Here is a 16,723-nt window from a genome sequence, read left to right as displayed (position 1 = left end):
AGCGGCGGGAGCGACACCATGCTCGACACCTTGTTTGCCAAGCTTCAGAGCGCGACCGATCCGGTGGCCATCCAGTCGCTGGAGGCCGCCATCTGGGAGCAGTGGGTCATGGTCCCCGAGGGCGCGCAGCGGCAGATGATGCTGCAGGGCATCGAGGAGATGCAGCAGCGCGACTTCAAGGGCTCGGTCGAGACCTTCACGCGGCTGATCGAGATCGCGCCGGACCTGTCGGAGGCCTGGAACAAGCGGGCGACAGCCTATTGGCTGCTCGGCAACTTCAAGGCCTCGCTGTCGGACATCTGCGAGACGGTGAAGCGGGAGCCGCGCCATTTCGGTGCCTATTCCGGCCTCGGCATGATCCGGGCCGAGCTCGGCGAGTATTCGCGGGCGGTCGCGGCCTTCGAGCTGGCGCGCAAGTACAATCCGCACATCGCCGGAATCGAGGACGAGATCGCGCGTCTCAAGGCGCTGGGCGGGGACACTCCGGCCGATCCGCTGGGCTGCGAGCAGCGCACGGCCGGTCGCTGACCCGGCTGCCGCGGGCCGCGCGTCGGGTCGCGGCCCCGGAACGCGCTCAGGATGCCGTATGCCTTGCGGCCGCGGGGGCGGGCGGGCAGAGTCCGCCAGATTTTCGAAACACCAAGGGTTGGTCATGGCCACGTTGTATGTCGGCGGTCGTCTGTTCGATGGCGAGAAGGTTCACGATGGGCAGGCAGTCCTGGAAGAAGAGGGCAGGGTCAAGCGCGTCGCACCTGCCGCCGAGTTCGCGGGCTTCGCCGGTGAAAAGGTGGACACCTCGGGCGGTACGCTGATCCCGGGCCTGATCGACTGCCATGTCCATTCGCTGAGCGGCGCCGAGGGCAATCCGGGCGCGGTGCAGGATCGCATGACCCCGGCCCAGATCACGGTCCGCGGCATGGAGTTCATGCGCGCTACCCTCGAGGGCGGCATCACCGCGGTGCGCGACTGCGGCGGCAAGGACTATATCGAGTTCGCGCTGCGCGACGCCTTCAATGCCGGCCGCTTCCTCGGTCCGACGATGCGCTGCGCGGGCCGCATGATCTGCATGACCGGCGGCCACGGCAACCGCACAGGCCGCGTCGCCGACGGACTCGACGAGGTGGTGAAGGCGGTGCGCGAGCAGGTCCATGCCGGCTCGGACCTGATCAAGATCATGGCGACCGGGGGCGTGATGACGCCGGGCGTCAATCCCGAGGACGCGCACTACTCGGCCGACGAGATGAAGGCCGGGATCACCGAGGCGCACCGCTTCCACAAGTGCTGCGCCAGCCACGCCCAGGGCGCGCTCGGCATCCTGAACGCCGTGCGCGGCGGCATCGATTCCATCGAGCACGGCATCTTCATGACCGAGGAGTGCGTGACCGAGATGAAGGAGCGCGGCGTATGGCTGGTGCCGACGCTCGCCGCGGTGAAGAACATCCTCAAGGGCTACGACGACGGCGACCGCTCGATCCCCGACTATGTGATCGAGAAGGCGCGCCGGGTGTTCGACCGCCACATCGCCTCGATCAAGATGTACTACAAGGCCGGCGGCCGCATCGCGATGGGCACCGACGCCGGCACGCCGCACAACCGCCACGGCGAGAATGCGCGCGAGCTCGAATACATGTGCGAGATCGGCGTCTCGGCCCGCGATTCGCTGTTCTTCTCGACGGCGAGCGCCGCCGACCTGATGCGGCTCGCCGACCAGGGCCGCATCAAGGAAGGCAACAGCGCCGACTTCGTCCTGTGCGACGGCGACGTCCTGGCCGACATCAAGCGCGCCGCCCGCAAGGAGAACCATCGGCTGGTGGTCAAGCGCGGCACCGTGGCCAAGGATCGCCGCGCCGAGTTCGTGTCGACGGCCACGCGGGTCGCCGCCGAGTAGGGGCGGCACCGGCCAGGCCGCGCGCCCCTCGGTCCCGGCCGATGGAAGACCTCTTCCTGATCCTGGTCGCCATCGCCTGGGCGCTCGGCACGCCGCTGCTCGCCATCGTCGCGCTGGCGCGTACCGCGCGCCTTCGCCGCGAGAACGAGCGGATGGCCGCCGATCTGGCGATGGTGAAGCGGCGGCTGGCCGAAGCGTCGCTGCCGCCGCCCTTCGCGGCGCCGGAGGCGGCCGCGCCGCCGGCGCTCGCGGCGCCGGCCGCCGAGGTCGCGGCGATCGCCGTGCCGCCAGCCGACGGGCAATCGGCTGAAGAGACTTCGGTCGGCGGGGCGTTGCCTGCCGAGTCTCCGCCCATGGACCTGCCCCCCTTCGCGCCGCCGCCGCTTGTCGAGCCGGTGGCGGTCGGCTGGGAACAGAGGCTGGGCGCCCGCGCCTCCGTCTGGGTGGGCGCGGTGACCCTGGCGCTCGCCGCCGTCTTCCTCGTGCGCTACTCGATCGAGGAAGGCTACCTGTCGCCCGAAGTGCGGGTGATCCTGGCGACGCTGTTCGGGTTCGCCCTGATCGGCGTCGCAGAGCGGGTGGCGCGGGGCGACCGGCGCGTCGCGCAGGCGCTCGCGGCGGCGGGCGTCGCGGCGCTCTACGGCGCGCTGTTCGCCGCAAGCTCGCTCTACGACATGATCTCCAAGGTGGCGGCCGGCGGCGGCGCCGCGGCCCTGACGGCATTCGCCATCGGCCTGTCGTTGCGCCACGGTTTCTTCGTGGCCGTGCTGGCCTTCGTCGGCGGCTTCGTGAGCCCCGCGATCGTCGGGGCGACGACGCCCAACACGCCCGTCCTGTTCGGATATCTGCTGGCGATCGCCGCCGGAACCCTGGCCGTGATCCGCCTGCGCGGCTGGTGGCCGCTGGGCTGGGGCGTACTGGCCGGATCTGCCGCCTGGACGCTGCTCTGGATGTCGTCGCTCGCCGGCGGTCTCGCCTGGGTGGGCGCCTTCCTGGTGGGACTGGCCGGCCTGTTCGTGTGGGCGACGTGGCGCCGGCTGGGCGAGGGCGACCGGCCGCCGCTCGAGGTCGCGGCATTGGTCTGGACGGCCCTCGGGGTCACCGGCCTGCTGATCGTCGCCCTCATCCTGCAGGACGAGGGGCGGCAGGCTGCCGGCTGGCTGGCGCTCGCCGCCCATGGTGCCGGACTGTTCGTCCTCGGGCGATGGACGCCGCGTTTCCAGAACGTCGCGGGGCTGGCGCCGCTGCTGTCGCTCGCAGCCCTCGCGCTGTGGGGACCGGCCGATTCGTTCGGCTGGACGGCCGGCCTGCTCGGCGGCTTCTACGCCGTCGCCGCGTTTGCCCTGATGTGGAATGCCGCGCGACCCGGCGCGTGGGCAGCCCTCAGCGTCGGCGCGGCACTGGGCCATTTCCTGCTGATCTGGTGGATGCTGCGCGACGGGGCGCCGGGCACGCCGTGGGGCTTGATCAGCATCGCGCTGGCACTGCCGTTCCTCGTCGGCGTGGAACGGCTGATGCGCTGGCGCGAGTCCATGCCGGGCGCGGCCGAGGCGGTGGGCGTGCTGGCGGCCGGCGTCGTCTTCTTCGTCGCCGCCGCCATCGCGCTGGAACTGCGCCGCGAATGGATCACGGTCGCCTACGCCGTCGAGTTCGCCGCCATCGCCCTGATCGCCGACCGGCTCGGCCTGCGGGCGCTGTACCGGCTGTGCTGGCCGCTGCTGGCCGTCGTGGTCGTGCGCTTCGTGTTCAATCCCGAGCTGCTGTCCTATCCGCTGGGCGTGACGCCGGTGATCAACTGGATCCTGTGGGGCTACGGGCTCGCGATCGCCTCGCTGGCGGTCGGCCTGCGCGTCGTGCGCCGAACCGGCGACCGCTGGCTGACGGCCGCGACCGAGGCGTCGGTGGCGCTGCTGGGCTTCGCGCTGATCACCCTGGAAACGCGCAGCCTCTTCCAGCCCGTCGACATGACCGCGCCGCAGACCGGCTTCATGGAGCGCGCGGCGTACGTGCTGGCCTGGGGCGCCTTTGCGCTGGCAGCACTCTGGTGGGCACGCCGCCATCGCGATCCGGTGGCCCTCTGGGCCTGGCGCGGCAGCGGCGCGCTGGCGGCGGTCCTCGCGGTGATCGGCCAGGTCATGCTGCTGAACCCGGTGTTCGACGAGGCCGGCGTGGGGCGGTGGCCTGTCCTCAACGGGCTGCTGCTGGCCTATGCGGTGCCGGCCGCGATGGCGGGCCTGGCGCGACGCTGGATCGATGTCGAAACGGGCTGGTCGGCGGCGGCGGTGACCGAGGGCGTGGCCTCGATCCTCGCCTTCGCCTACGTCTCGTTCGAGGTCCGCCACCTGTTCGATCCCGGCTTCGAGCGGCCGGGCTTCGCCGCCAGCGGTGTCGAGCTCTACGCCTATTCGGCGATCTGGCTGCTGTTCGGCGTGGTCCTGCTGGCGCTGGGCTTCCTGCGCCAGACCGTGGCGCTGCGGCACGCCGGCATGGCGCTGGTCTGCGTCGTGGTGGCCAAGGTGTTCCTGGTGGACATGGCGGGCCTGCAGGGCCTGTTGCGGGTATTCTCCCTCCTGGGCCTGGGCGCCGCGCTGGTCGGCCTGGGCTATGCCTATCGCCGATTCGGATTCAGGTGACCATGACGGAGCCGTTGTTTCCCGAGACCGGGCTGTCGCTCGATGCGCTTCGCGCCTTGCAGCTCGAGCGGTTGCGCGCGGTGCTGCGCCACGCCTACGAGAACCAGGCGCCCTACCGGGCCAAGTGCCGGGCCGCATCGGTCCAACCCGACGATCTCGTGCGCCTGGAGGACCTGCATCGCTTTCCCTTCACCGTCAAGGCCGACCTGCGCGACGCCTATCCGTTCGGCATGCTGGCGGTCCCGCGCGAGCGCTGCGTGCGCGTCCATGCCTCGAGCGGAACGACCGGGCGGCCGACGGTGGTGGGCTATTCGGCGCGCGACATCGACCTTTGGGCCGACCTGATGGCGCGCTCGCTGCACGCCGGCGGCGCGCGTCCGGGCGACATCATCCACAATGCCTACGGCTACGGCCTGTTCACCGGCGGCTTGGGCGCGCACTACGGCGCCGAGCGACTGGGCTGCACGGTGGTGCCGATGTCGGGCGGCTTCGGCGAGCGGCAGGTCCAGCTGATCGCGGAGTTCGGCGCCAGGGTGGTGCTCATGACGCCTTCCTACATGCTGGCCGTCGCCGACGAGTTCGAGCGACAGGGCATCGATCCGCGCGACACCGCGATGCGCGTCGGCATCTTCGGGGCCGAGCCCTGGACCGAGGGCATGCGCGCCGAGATCGAGCGGCGGACCGGCATCGACGCGGTCGACATCTACGGGCTGAGCGAGGTCATGGGGCCGGGCGTGGCCTGCGAGTTCGTCGAGGCCAAGGACGGCCCGACGATCTGGGAGGACCATTTCTATCCGGAGATCGTCGATCCCGAGACCGGTGCGCCGGTGGCGGAAGGCGAGCCGGGCGAACTGGTGTTCACCTCGCTCACCAAGGAAGCGATGCCGGTGATCCGCTACCGGACCCGCGACCTGACGCGGCTGCTGCCGGGCTCGGTCACGTCGATGCGGCGCATGGCCAAGATCACGGGCCGCAGCGACGACATGCTGATCGTGCGCGGCGTGAACCTCTTCCCGAGTCAGGTCGAGGAACAGATCCTGCGCGACCCGGTGCTGACCGGGCACTATGTCATCGAGCTGAGCCGGACCGGCGCGCTCGACGAGATCCTCGTGCGGGTGGAGGCGAGGACCGTGCTGGACGGCGATGCGGCGGGACGGACGGCCGACGAACTGCTGCGCCGGCTCAAGGGCATGTGCGGACTGTCGGCCGAGGTCGAGATCGCCGCGCCCGGCGGCATCGAACGGTCGCTGGGCAAGGCGCGGCGGGTGGTCGACCGCCGGCCGCGGGAGTGACGCGCGCTCAGGACCAGGGCGCGCCGACGGCCAGCCGTATTTTGGCCTTGATGAGGCCCGGGTCGTCGCTGATCTGGCCCACTTCCGTCGAATAGGTCGGCGGATCGTACGTGATCGCGGCACGGGTGCTCACGGATTCGGCGGCGCGCGCCCGTCCCACGGTCGAGCTGACGATGGCCGCGGCCGTCAGGATGATGGCGGCGATCACCAGGAAGTCGATCCAGGTGAGCATCGGGCGGCGGTAGGGCCGGACGGCGCTGCGCGGCTTGTTGTCGGTGGCGTTCACTGTCGCCTCTGCGTCAATTGGGTTCCGATGAAATTACGCGGCAACCTTTGACGCCATCCCCGATCTTTTTGGCGGTCAGACGTAGGCGATTCTAAGGATGTTGGTGGCGCCGGGCGTGCCGAAGGGCACGCCGGCCGTGATCACCAGCCGCTGGCCCTCGGCGGCCAGGCCTTCCTTGCGCGCCACCCGGACGGCCCGCGCCACCATGTCGGCGAAGTTGTGGGCGTCGACGCTCAGCACCGCGTGCACGCCCCAGGCGAGCGTGAGGCGCCGCGCCGTCGCGAGGTTGGGCGTCAGGCAGAGGATGTGGACGTCGGGGCGCTCGCGCGCGGCGCGAAGCGTCGTCGAGCCGGTGTTGGTGTAGGTGACGATGGCCGCGGCCGACAGCGTGTGGGCGCATTGCCGCGCGGCCGCGCTGATGGCGTCGGCGGTCGTCGCCTCGGGTTCGCGGCGGCTCGCATCCATCAGCCGGCGGTAGAGCGGATCGGCCTCCACGCTCTTCAGGATGCGATCCATGATCGTGACCGCCTCGACCGGATAGGCGCCGGATGCCGATTCGGCCGACAGCATGACCGCGTCGGCGCCGTCGTACACGGCGGTGGCGACGTCGGAGGCCTCGGCGCGGGTGGGCGTCGGCGAGTTGACCATCGATTCCAGCATCTGGGTGGCGACGATGGCTGGCCGGCCGAGCACGCGGCAGGCGGCGAGGATGCGCTTCTGCAGCGGCGGCACGACTTCCGGCGGCATCTCCACGCCGAGGTCGCCGCGCGCCACCATGATGCCGTCGCTCTGCTCGATGATCTCGTCGAGATGGTCGATCGCCGCCGGCTTCTCGAGCTTGGCCATGACGGCGGCGCGGCCGGCCACGATCTTCTTCAGCTCGGCGATGTCGTGGGCGTGCTGCACGAAGGAGAGCGCCACCCAGTCGACGCCGAGCGACAGGCCGAAGGCCAGGTCCTTGTGGTCCTTGGGTGTCATCGGCGACAGGGGCAAGACGAGGTCGGGCAGGTTGACGCCCTTGCGGTCGCTGATCCTGCCGCCGATCTCCACCTCGGTGTCGATCGTCCGCGCATCGTGCGCCACGATGCGCAGCCTGACCTTGCCGTCGTCGACCAGCAGCCGGCCGCCGGCCCTCGCCGCCTTGAAGATCTCGGGATGGGGCAGGGGGATGCGCTTGGCGGTGCCCGGCGCCTTGTCGAGGTCGAAGCGCAGGGTCTGGCCCTTCCTGACGTCGAGCGACCCGTCGGCGAAGGTGCCGAGCCGCAGCTTGGGACCCTGCAGGTCCATCAGGATGGCGATTGGATGCTTGTATTCCTTCTCCAGCGCGCGCAGCTGGTCGACGCGGTGGCGATGGTCCTCGTGGGTGCCGTGGCTGAAGTTCAGGCGGAAGACGTCGGCGCCGGCCTCGAACAGGATGCGCAGGCGGTCGGCGCCGGACGAGGCGGGACCCAGCGTGGCGACGATCTTGGTGAAGCGGTCGCGATGCATCCCGGAAGTCTACTTCCGCGCCGATGACACTTTGAAGCCGCCCGCCTGCTCGTAGACCTTCACGACGGCGGCGTCGTCCAGCCGTCCCCAGCCGGCGCCGGCGGCGGCGAGGAAGAGCTGGTGCGCCGCCGCGGCGAGCGGCAGCGGCAGGCGATGCTCGTGGCCGGTGTCGAGAACGAGGCCGAGATCCTTGACGAAGATCTCGACCGCCGACAGCGGCGTGTAGTCGTCGTCGAGCATGTGGGGCACGCGGTTGCCGAACATCCACGAGTTGCCGGCGCTGGCCGAGATCACCTCGTAGACCTCGCGCGTGTCGGCGCCGGCCTTGGCGGCCAGCGCCATCGCCTCGGCGGCCGTGGCGATGTGCACGCCCGCCAGGAGCTGGTTCACCGTCTTGACCAGCGAGCCGATGCCCGCCGCGTCGCCCAGCCGGAAGACCTTGGCCGACGTCGCCGACAGGATCGATTCGGCGGCGGCGAAGGCGGCTGGCGCGCCCGAAGCCATGAAGGTGAGCTCGCCGGATTCCGCCCGCGCGCGGCCGCCCGACATCGGCGCATCGAGCAGAGCGTGGCCGGAGGCCGCGAGGCGCGTGCCCAGCGACTTGGCGAAGGCTGCGGGCACGGTGGCGCATTGCATCACCAGGCCGTCCTTGCGCAGGGAAGCGACGGCGCCGCCCTCGCCGTAGAGCACGGTCTCCACCTGCTGGGCATTGACGACGGCCACGATGACGACGTCGGCCGTCGCGGCGGCCTCGGCCGGGGTCGCCGCCACGCTGCCGCCGGCGGCGGCGAAGGCGTCGCGCGCGGCGGTGCTCGGATCGACGCCGATCACCTTGTGGCCATGCTTCAGGAGGTTCTTCGCCATGCCGAGGCCCATCGAGCCCAGGCCGACGAAGGCGATGACCGGTGTGTTCTTGTCCGCCATGGGATCAGGCCCTGATGCCGTACTTGGCCGCCCAGCCGAGGCCGGCCGCCGTGGTGGTCCTGGGCTTGTATTCCAGGCCGACATGGCCCTGGTAGCCCAGCCGGTCGAGCACATCGAGGACATAGAGGTGATTGGCCTCGCCGATGTCGGGCTCGTTGCGGTCGGGATTGCCGGCGATCTGCACGTGGGCGGTGATCGGGAACAGCGCCTCGGTGCGCCGCGTGAGGTCGCCCTCGGTGACCTGGCAGTGATAGAGGTCGAGCTGCAGCTTGAGATGCGGTGCGCCGACCTCGTCCATGATCTGCTTCACCTGGGTCGTGGTGTTGGTGAAGTAGCCGGGAATGTCGCGATGGTTGATCGGTTCCAGCACCAGGGTGAGGCCGCTCTTGGCGGTCCGGTCGCAGGCCATCTTCAGGTTGGAGACGAACGTCCTGTGCATGGCCGTCACGTCGGCGCCTGGGGCGATCATGCCCGACATGACGTGCAGCGTGCGGCACTCCAGGACCCTGGCATAGTCGAGCGCCTTGTCGAGCGCGGCGGCGAAGTCGGCCTCGCGGCCGGGCAGGGCGGCGAAGCCCCGTTCGCCCTTGCTGGCGTCGCCCGCGGGCAGGTTGAACAGGGCCTGCGTCAGCTTGTGCTTCTTCAGCTCGGCAGCGATGTCGGCTGCCGGGGCCTCGTAGGGGAAAAGGATCTCGACGGCCTCGAAGCCGTGCGCGGCGGCGGCGCCGAAACGCTGCAGGAAGGGAACCTCCTGGTAGATCCAGGAGAGGTTGGCGGCGAGCTTGGGCATGGTTCTATGTCCAGGTGAAGCTGTCACCCCGCGCGAAGCGAGGGGCCTTTGGAGGCAAGCGAAAGGTCCCTCGCTTCGCTCGGGGTGACAGCGGGGAATTCACGACGGGAACGCTTCCTCGACGTCGCGGACCTGCGTGTCGCTCAGCAGGCGGACCTTGAAGCCCTGCAGCAGCAGGTGGAGCTTGGCGGTCTCTTCCAGCTCCTCGATCGAGGCCGAGGCGGCCGAGAGGGACGTGCCGGCGACCACCGGACCATGGTTCGCCAGCAGGACGGCGCGATGGCCTTTGGCATAGTCGCGGATCGCATCGGCCAGCCTGGGGTCGCCCGGCTTGAAGTAGGGGACGAGCGGCAGCTTGCCGACGCGCATCACGAAGTAGGGCGTGATGGGCGGCAGCGTCGTCTCGGCGTTGTGATGGCAGGAGGGGTCGAGGCACGAGATGGCGACGGCGTGGGTGCAGTGCAGGTGCACGATCGCGCCGTCCTTCGGCCGCACGTCGTAGACCGAACGGTGCAGCAGCGCCTCCTTGGTGGGCGGGTCGCCGCCGACATGCTTGCCGTCGAGGTCGAGCTTCGAGAGCTGCCCGGGCTCGAGCTCGCCCAGCGAGGAGTTGGTCGGCGTCATCAGCCAGCCGTCGTCGATGCGGGCGCTGATGTTGCCCGAGGTGCCGGGGCAGAGCCCGCGCGCGGCGAGCTTGGCGCCCAGCGCGCAGATCGCCTCGCGTGTCCTGGTTTCCTTGGCGCTCATAGCTGGTCGAATGCCTTGGTGAAGAAGTCGGGCGCGCCGAAATTGCCCGACTTCAGCGCCAGCAGGATCGGCCGGTCGCCGACAGACGCCGTCCACGGCACGCCGGGATCGATCTCGGGTCCGATGCGCAGGGCGGTCACGTCGAGCGCGCTCACGACCGCGCCGGAGGTTTCGCCGCCTGCCACGACCAGGCGGCCCACGCCGCCGGCGACCAGTCCCCTGGCCAGGCCTGCCATGGTCTTCTCGATGGCGTGGCTCGATTTCTCGACGCCGTACCTGGCCTGCAGGGCCTTCACCGCATCCGGCGATTCGCTGGCCGACAGCAGGATCGGCCCGTCGCCGAGCTTGTCCCGCGCCCAGGCGAGCGCCGCCTCGCCGACCGCATCGCCGCGGCAGATGGCGTCGGTGTCGAGGTGGAGATGCGGTCCCTTGAAGGCGGCGATCTGCCCGAGCGTCGCCGCCGAGCAGGAGCCGGCCAGGACGGCGCTGGCGCCGGCGATCGCGGGCAAGGCGTCGGCGTTGGCCTTGTGCGCCAGCAGGCCGCGCCGGCGATACGCCGCGGGCAGCCCCAGCGCCACGCCCGAGCCGCCGGTCACGAGCAGATCGTCGCCCACTGCCTCGCCGATGATCCCGAGATCGGTGTCGGCAACAGCATCGACCACGACATGGCGAGTACCGTCGGCTGCCAGCCTGTCGAGCGCAGCCCGGAACGTCGCCGAGCCCGACTGGACCTGCTTCAGCGGCACCAGACCGACCTTGTGCGGAGTCTGGCGGGCCAGCACGCGCACCAGGCTCGCGTCCGTCATCGGGTTCAGCGGATGGTGCCGCATGGGCGAGTCCGACAGCAGGACGTCGCCGACGAACAGATGGCCGAAGAAGATCGTGCGGCCGTTCTCGGGGAAGGCCGGGCAGTAGATCGCCTGCTTCACCTGGAGCGCCTCGATCAGCGCATCGCCTACCGGACCGATGTTCCCGGCATCGGTGGAATCGAAGGTCGAGCAGTACTTGAAGAAGAAGCGCCGGCAGCCCGCTCTCTTCAGGACGTCGAGAGCGGCGAGCGACTGGGCGATCGCGTCACGGGCCGCGATCGAGCGAGTCTTCAGCGCCACGACGACGGCGTCGACATCGTCGGGGATCGCCCCCTTCGACGGGACGCCGATCGTCTGGATCGTACGCATGCCGCCCTTGACCAGCATGCCGGCGATGTCGGTGGCGCCGGTGAAATCGTCGGCGATGACTCCGAGAATGGCCATGATGTGACCCTAAGCCAGCACTGTCGCGGTCATCCAGAACTTTCGCCGCCGGCTGCGCCGGCGCGCCTCGTCCTCGCCGTCGTAGACGTGCAGCGGCGGGGCGGGATCGAACGTGTCCCGGATGTCCAGCGCATTGACATTGACGATGCCGATCGACCTGTCTCCGTCCTCCATCATGGCGCCGAGGTAGGTGCCGCAACGCGCGCACAGGAGATAATCGGTGATTCCGAGACCGAAGCGGTAGCGCGACAGGCTCCCGGGAGCGGCGCGAAATTCGACCGAGCCGTCGGGATCGCCGCAGGTCCGCGCGCCGTGTCGACGGCAGAAGCTGCACGCGCAGCGCCCGACGCGCAGCGCGTCGGGCGCCTTGGCCGAGGTGAAGGCAAGCTGGATGGCGCCGCAGTGGCAGGAGCCGGGATAGACGGTCATGGCCGGGGAAGCGCCGCGCCGCGGCACTCATGGTCTTCCGGACCGCGAGCCTCCGGCTCGCTCGTGAATCCGAAGCGAGCCGGAGGCTCGCGGTCCACAAGAGGATGACACCGAGAACGAGTGCGATTGGTCATGGCGCGATCAGAGTTGCCCTAAAATCGTTGACGTTGGTCTTCGTCGGCCCGGTGATGAGACTGTCGCCCAGCATCCCGAAGAACGAATGCCCGTCATTGTCGTCCAGCATGGCGCGTGGATCGCGGCCCAGCGCACGGGCGCGGGTCAGCGAATCGGGCGCGAAGAGTCCGCCGGCGATGTCCTCGGCGCCATCGACGCCATCCGTGTCGGCCGCGAGTCCCCAGATCCCGGCGGCGCCATCAGCCGCAATCGCCTCGCCGAGCAGGTATTCGACGTTGCGGCCGCCACGGCCCTTGCCGCGCACGGTGACCGTCGTCTCGCCGCCCGACAGGATCACCGTCGGCCGTCCGGCCTGTCGCGCCAGGCCGAGCGCCTGCCGGGCATGCGTCGCGCCGAGGTCGCGGGCTTCGCCTTCGAGCCTGTCGCCCAGCATCACGACATCGAGGCCGCGTTCCGTCGCGACCGCCGCGGCCGCATCGAGCGAGCGCTGCGGCGTCGCGACCATCACCGTCTCGACGCGGGCGAGCCGCGGATCGCCGGGCTTCGGCGTCTCCTCGAGGCCGCCCGCGGCGCCCTTGTCGAGATGCGCCTGTACGGCCGCGGGCGGATCGATGCGGTACTTGCGCAGGACCGCCAGGGCGTCGGCGAAGGTCGTGCGGTCGGGCACGGTGGGGCCCGAGCCGATGACGCCGGGATCGTCGTTCGGCACGTCGGAGATCAGCCAGCTCAGCACGCGCGCCGGCTGGGCGGCGACCGCCAGGCGGCCGCCCTTGATGGCGGAGAGGTGCTTTCGCACCGTGTTCATCTCGCCGATGTTGGCGCCCGAGCGCAGCAGGTCGCGGTTGACCGCCTGCTTGTCGGCGAGCGTCAAGCCGGGCGCCGGCAGCGCCAGCAGGGCCGAGGCGCCGCCGGAGATCAGGCAGAGGACGAGATCGTCCGGCCCGTGTCCCCGGACCTTGTCGAGGATGCGACCGGCCGCGGCGCGGCCCTTCTCGTCCGGTACCGGATGCGCGGCCTCGACGATCTCGATCCGGCGGCAGGTCTCGCCGTAGCCGTAGCGCGTCACCACGAGCCCCTCCAGCGGATGCGCCCAACGGTCCTCGAGCGCCCGGGCCATCGCCGCGCTCGCCTTGCCGGCGCCGACCACGATGGTCTTTCCCTTCGGCGGCGCGAGCGCGTCGATATGGGGCGCGAGGCAGGTGGCGGGGCGGGCGGCGGCGAGAGCCGCGTCGAACAGGTCGCGCAGCAGGGCGCGGGCTTGGGCATCTTTCATTGCCGCGATCTTCGCACTATAGGGACGCGATGCAACCACTGCTCGGGCCGGACGATCCGCCGCCGTTTTCCGTCTTCAACGAGCAGGGCCAGGCGCCGCTTCTGCTGCTCTGCGACCATGCCAGCAAGGCGGTGCCGCAGGCGCTGGCCGGGCTCGGCATCAGCGACGCCGAGCTGTCGCGGCACATCGGCTGGGACATCGGCGGCCTCGAGGCGGCGCAGGCGCTGTCCGGGGCGCTCGACGCCCCGCTGGTCGCCTCGGGCTATTCGCGGCTTGTCATAGACTGCAACCGCTGGCCGGGCGGCGAGGGGTCGATTCCCGAGGTCAGCGACGGCACGCCCGTACCGGCCAACCGCAACCTCGATCCGGAAGAGGCGAAGGCGCGCGCCGATGCCTGCTTCTGGCCGTACCATCGCGAGGTCGCGCGCCAGCTCGACCGCATGACCGCGGGCGGACGCCGCGTGGCGTTGCTCGTGGTGCACAGCTTCACGCCGCGCATGAACGGTGTCGACCGGCCGTGGCATGTCGGCGTGCTGTGGAACGACGATCCGCGCCTGCCGCTGCCGCTGCTGGCCGAACTCCGCCGCGACCCGACGCTGGTGGTCGGCGACAACGAACCCTACTCGGCGCGGGATTCCTACGAGTACACGCTCAACGCCCATCCGCGGCCCCGGAAGCTGCCCTACTGCTCCCTCGAGGTGCGGCAGGACCTCATTGCCACGCCGGCGGACGCGCGGGCCTGGGGGAGCAGGCTGGCCGCACCGATCAGGGCAGCGGTGACCGCTTCATTGGCCTGACGACGGCAGCGTATAATAACTTGGGTTATTTATCAAGCGCGCAACATTATTTGTTTTTTGCGCACCGCGGGGCGCCGCAAATCCGTGCAGGCATTGCAGGCACTCCGAGGGACGGAATCCCCCTCAGAATTTCTTGCGCAGTGTCGCGAGCACCAGGGCGCCCTGGCCGTACAGGCAGTTGGTCGCGTTGCTGCATTCGGAGACGTACTGCGTGTTGAGGATGTTGGTGGCGTTCACGGCGGCCATCACGCCCTCCAGCCGCGGTGAGATGGCGCCCAGGTCGTAACCGATCATGGCGTCCTGCAGGCTGTAGCCGGGGATCTGCAAGGTGTTGGCCGAGGTGGCGTAGGTGAAGCCGGCATAGCGCACGCCGCCGCCGAACTGCAGGCCCTTCAGAGGTCCGCTCTGCAGCGTGTAGTCGCCCCACAGCGAGGCCATCACGTTGGGCACGAAGGCCGGCATGTGGTTGATCTCGCTGGCCGTCCCCTCGGTGATCTTGGGATTGTTGTACGAGAAGGCCTCCACGAGGTTCAGCCCCTCGGTCGGCACGATGGTGGCACTGAACTCGACGCCCTGCGACTTGATCTCGCCGGTCTGGGTCTGGAACAGCACGTTCAGCGGATCCGTCGTTAGGACGTTCTGCTGGGTGAGCTGATAGACCGACCCCATGACGAAGCTCTTGTGGCCGGGCGGCTGGAACTTGATGCCTGCCTCGTACTGCTCGGCGGTGATCGGCTTGAAGGGATTGCCCAGCCGGTCGACGCCGATAGCCGGCTGGAACGACGTCGAGTAGCTGACATAGGGCGCGATGCCGTTCTCGAACTCGTAGACCAGTCCGGCCCGCCAGGAGACGTGGCTGTCGGATTGCGTGGTCGAGGTGAAAGTCATGCGGTTGTCGGTGACAGTCGTGGTCCAGTCGTTGCGCAAGCCCAGCAGCAGGAAGAACCTGTCGAACTTGATCTGGTCCTGGGCGTAGAGGCCGGCCTGGGTGAGCGTCTGGCCCGTGATCGTGGACGGCGTCACGCCGCCGATCGGCACGTTGAAGCCGGACGCGGACACGAGCGTCACGGTGCTGTTCAACTACCAGTACGCGGACCGGTCCCAGCGCCGTTTCCGGCGGATTGTCGGCGTTCTGTCCCTCGACCTGCAGCGTGCCGAGTTGCACGACACCGGGAGCCAGGGCCCCGGACCGCGCGAGCTTCTCCAGCGTGACGGTATTGCCGCCAAGGATGCGGTAGGAGAGGCCGGTGCCGGCCAGTATCCGCGACAGCGCCTGATCGGCGGACATCGTGCCGGTGATACCTGGCGAAGCGATGCCCTGGACGAGGGCGGGTTTTGACCGAGACCGACATTTGTTGATCGTGGAGATATGATACTCTGATCAGGCAATCTCCCTAGGATGCTGATCGGCCGCTGACGAACTCATGGTGCGCGAGGGACGATTAGGCGTGTTCCTAAGCGTGGAACCCGCGCCGCTTCCGTAGGGGCTCTCCTAAGATAAGATCACAATCGCTCACCTGACCCTTGGCTAGCCGTGGTCTGGGTCATCGATCCTAAGAGTCGGACGCCTCAATCAGGAGACCCAAGGCGCGAAAGGGCTGACCAACCGGTTACCCGGAGCACCAACGGACAAGCTCTATCCCACCAGTTCAATATTCGTCAGGCCGCCGTATACTGATCCAACATTAACGGGGGAGAAGTAATATGTGGAGGCAATTTTCGCTGCTAGCAGCGCAAATCGGATTTGCGCTTGCCGTCTCCGCCCCGGCGTTGGCCGAATCCGCCATATCTCACTCGGCCCCGGAAAACGTTTACGGCTGGTGCGCCGGATATGCACCAGGACGGGCGGATCGTTGCGCGCAGCAGCATTGTCAAAAGCAGGGCGGAACCGCATGTCAGATTGTCGTTGGATGCGTCGGTCCGGGCGCCACAGCGTTTGCCGAACGGCCGGCACGGGGATTTGGCGCCGCGTGTCTCGGCGATGAACGGTCGGCAAGAATGGCTGCCTTGATCGGCTGCATATCGGCGGTCAACTCTCTGTGCTGGACAAACGTCACGTTCTCATCCAACGGCCGCGCATCGGATAACGCCGCCAATCTCCGTTTCGATCAAGTCTGGATTGCACAGATCGCCTTGCAGTCACTTAAATTTTTCAAGGAGGCCGCGGATGGCTCCCTCAGCGAGGCCACACGAACTGCCATAGGCGCTTTTCAATCTGAAATTGGTCGCCCCCCTACGGGCACGATCAATGACGAGTTATTGCGCAGAATGCTTGACGCGGTGGGAGGTCCGCGACAGCTTGCGGGGATCATCAAACGCGAGCAACTATCTTCCCTTGAGCAGCAACTGGTCGGGGCTAAACCCACCCGTCTCTTTTACACGGCGCTGAATGCGTTGCCGCCAGAAAAGCCGCAGCAATATTTCAAGAGTCTAAGGGAAAAAGAATTGAGGGTGGCGCTGACAACCTACATTATGTCTCGCGGCGCAACCTGTACGACACCATCGCCTTCCGTGAGCACCGTTTCCGAGAACATCTGGATAGTCGTCTGCAATGACGTGACTTACAACGTCGTCTTCAATGAAGGCGGATACAGCATGATTACAGGCGGCGGACTCACAATCATTAAATAGCACAGTCAAGGCTTACCGCACGATAGGCCTGTGCGGTCGCGTCAAAGACCGACGCTGTTGATTTGGCCCGCTCCGAGGGGCACGAAATGAAGGTCGCGCTGATGTGGCCGTGCTTCGTGGTCGGCTTGGTATTTCTCAATTACAAGCTAACAATTAT

The 16,723-nt window shown here is 68.7% G+C and carries 15 protein-coding genes; 6 read left to right on the top strand and 9 right to left on the bottom strand.

Annotation, left to right across the window (positions count from 1 at the left end):
* Positions 1-18 precede the first annotated feature (18 nt).
* The 4 genes from ACO073_RS18150 to paaK all read left to right on the top strand — a co-directional run bounded on the left by ACO073_RS18150 (position 19) and on the right by paaK (position 5,813).
* Positions 19-528: a tetratricopeptide repeat protein gene (locus ACO073_RS18150; RefSeq protein WP_421999085.1), complete on the top strand. Its 510-nt coding sequence runs from the start codon at positions 19-21 to the stop codon at positions 526-528.
* A gap of 124 nt (positions 529-652) precedes the next feature.
* Positions 653-1,888: an amidohydrolase family protein gene (locus ACO073_RS18145; protein WP_421999084.1), complete on the top strand. Its 1,236-nt coding sequence runs from the start codon at positions 653-655 to the stop codon at positions 1,886-1,888.
* 41 nt (positions 1,889-1,929) lie between these two features.
* Entirely contained in the window at positions 1,930-4,521 is a 2,592-nt protein-coding gene (locus ACO073_RS18140; protein ID WP_421999083.1) for a DUF2339 domain-containing protein, read from the top strand.
* 2 nt (positions 4,522-4,523) lie between these two features.
* Positions 4,524-5,813, top strand: coding sequence for a phenylacetate--CoA ligase PaaK (gene paaK / locus ACO073_RS18135; protein WP_421999082.1), 1,290 nt, complete (start codon positions 4,524-4,526; stop codon positions 5,811-5,813).
* A gap of 7 nt (positions 5,814-5,820) precedes the next feature.
* Here paaK and ACO073_RS18130 read toward each other — a convergent pair whose 3' ends face one another.
* From ACO073_RS18130 to ACO073_RS18095, 8 genes are all read right to left on the bottom strand, one after another.
* On the bottom strand, positions 5,821-6,099 hold the full coding sequence (locus ACO073_RS18130; RefSeq protein WP_421999081.1) for a hypothetical protein: 279 nt from the start codon (positions 6,097-6,099) through the stop codon (positions 5,821-5,823).
* A 75-nt stretch (positions 6,100-6,174) separates the two neighbouring features.
* Positions 6,175-7,587, bottom strand: coding sequence for a pyruvate kinase (pyk, locus tag ACO073_RS18125; protein ID WP_421999080.1), 1,413 nt, complete (start codon positions 7,585-7,587; stop codon positions 6,175-6,177).
* A 9-nt stretch (positions 7,588-7,596) separates the two neighbouring features.
* Positions 7,597-8,511 (bottom strand): L-threonate dehydrogenase, encoded by a 915-nt coding sequence (gene ltnD / locus ACO073_RS18120; protein WP_421999079.1) that lies wholly within the window; start codon positions 8,509-8,511, stop codon positions 7,597-7,599.
* A 4-nt stretch (positions 8,512-8,515) separates the two neighbouring features.
* Positions 8,516-9,301: a 2-oxo-tetronate isomerase gene (otnI, locus tag ACO073_RS18115; RefSeq protein ID WP_421999078.1), complete on the bottom strand. Its 786-nt coding sequence runs from the start codon at positions 9,299-9,301 to the stop codon at positions 8,516-8,518.
* A gap of 99 nt (positions 9,302-9,400) precedes the next feature.
* Positions 9,401-10,048, bottom strand: a complete 648-nt coding sequence (gene otnC / locus ACO073_RS18110) for a 3-oxo-tetronate 4-phosphate decarboxylase (protein ID WP_421999077.1) — start codon at positions 10,046-10,048, stop codon at positions 9,401-9,403.
* On the bottom strand, positions 10,045-11,304 hold the full coding sequence (gene otnK / locus ACO073_RS18105; RefSeq protein ID WP_422002172.1) for a 3-oxo-tetronate kinase: 1,260 nt from the start codon (positions 11,302-11,304) through the stop codon (positions 10,045-10,047). The genes otnC and otnK overlap by 4 nt, the downstream gene beginning before the upstream one ends.
* A gap of 6 nt (positions 11,305-11,310) precedes the next feature.
* Entirely contained in the window at positions 11,311-11,730 is a 420-nt protein-coding gene (locus ACO073_RS18100) for a GFA family protein (RefSeq protein ID WP_421999076.1), read from the bottom strand.
* A 130-nt stretch (positions 11,731-11,860) separates the two neighbouring features.
* Entirely contained in the window at positions 11,861-13,138 is a 1,278-nt protein-coding gene (locus ACO073_RS18095) for a glycerate kinase type-2 family protein (RefSeq protein WP_421999075.1), read from the bottom strand.
* A 29-nt stretch (positions 13,139-13,167) separates the two neighbouring features.
* Here ACO073_RS18095 and ACO073_RS18090 point away from each other — a divergent pair, with 29 nt between their 5' ends.
* A complete protein-coding gene (locus ACO073_RS18090; RefSeq protein WP_421999074.1) occupies positions 13,168-13,935 on the top strand; it encodes an N-formylglutamate amidohydrolase in 768 nt (255 codons plus the stop codon).
* 123 nt (positions 13,936-14,058) lie between these two features.
* Here ACO073_RS18090 and ACO073_RS18085 read toward each other — a convergent pair whose 3' ends face one another.
* Positions 14,059-15,003: a TonB-dependent siderophore receptor gene (locus ACO073_RS18085; RefSeq protein ID WP_421999073.1), complete on the bottom strand. Its 945-nt coding sequence runs from the start codon at positions 15,001-15,003 to the stop codon at positions 14,059-14,061.
* Between the two features lie 930 nt (positions 15,004-15,933).
* Here ACO073_RS18085 and ACO073_RS18080 point away from each other — a divergent pair.
* Complete coding sequence (locus tag ACO073_RS18080; protein WP_421999072.1) at positions 15,934-16,566, top strand: peptidoglycan-binding domain-containing protein; 633 nt, start codon at positions 15,934-15,936, stop codon at positions 16,564-16,566.
* The last annotated feature ends 157 nt before the right edge of the window (positions 16,567-16,723 follow it).

This window comes from Reyranella sp., assembly GCF_965229815.1.
Lineage (GTDB): Bacteria > Pseudomonadota > Alphaproteobacteria > Reyranellales > Reyranellaceae > Reyranella.
This window is presented reverse-complemented; position numbering and strand designations above follow the sequence as displayed.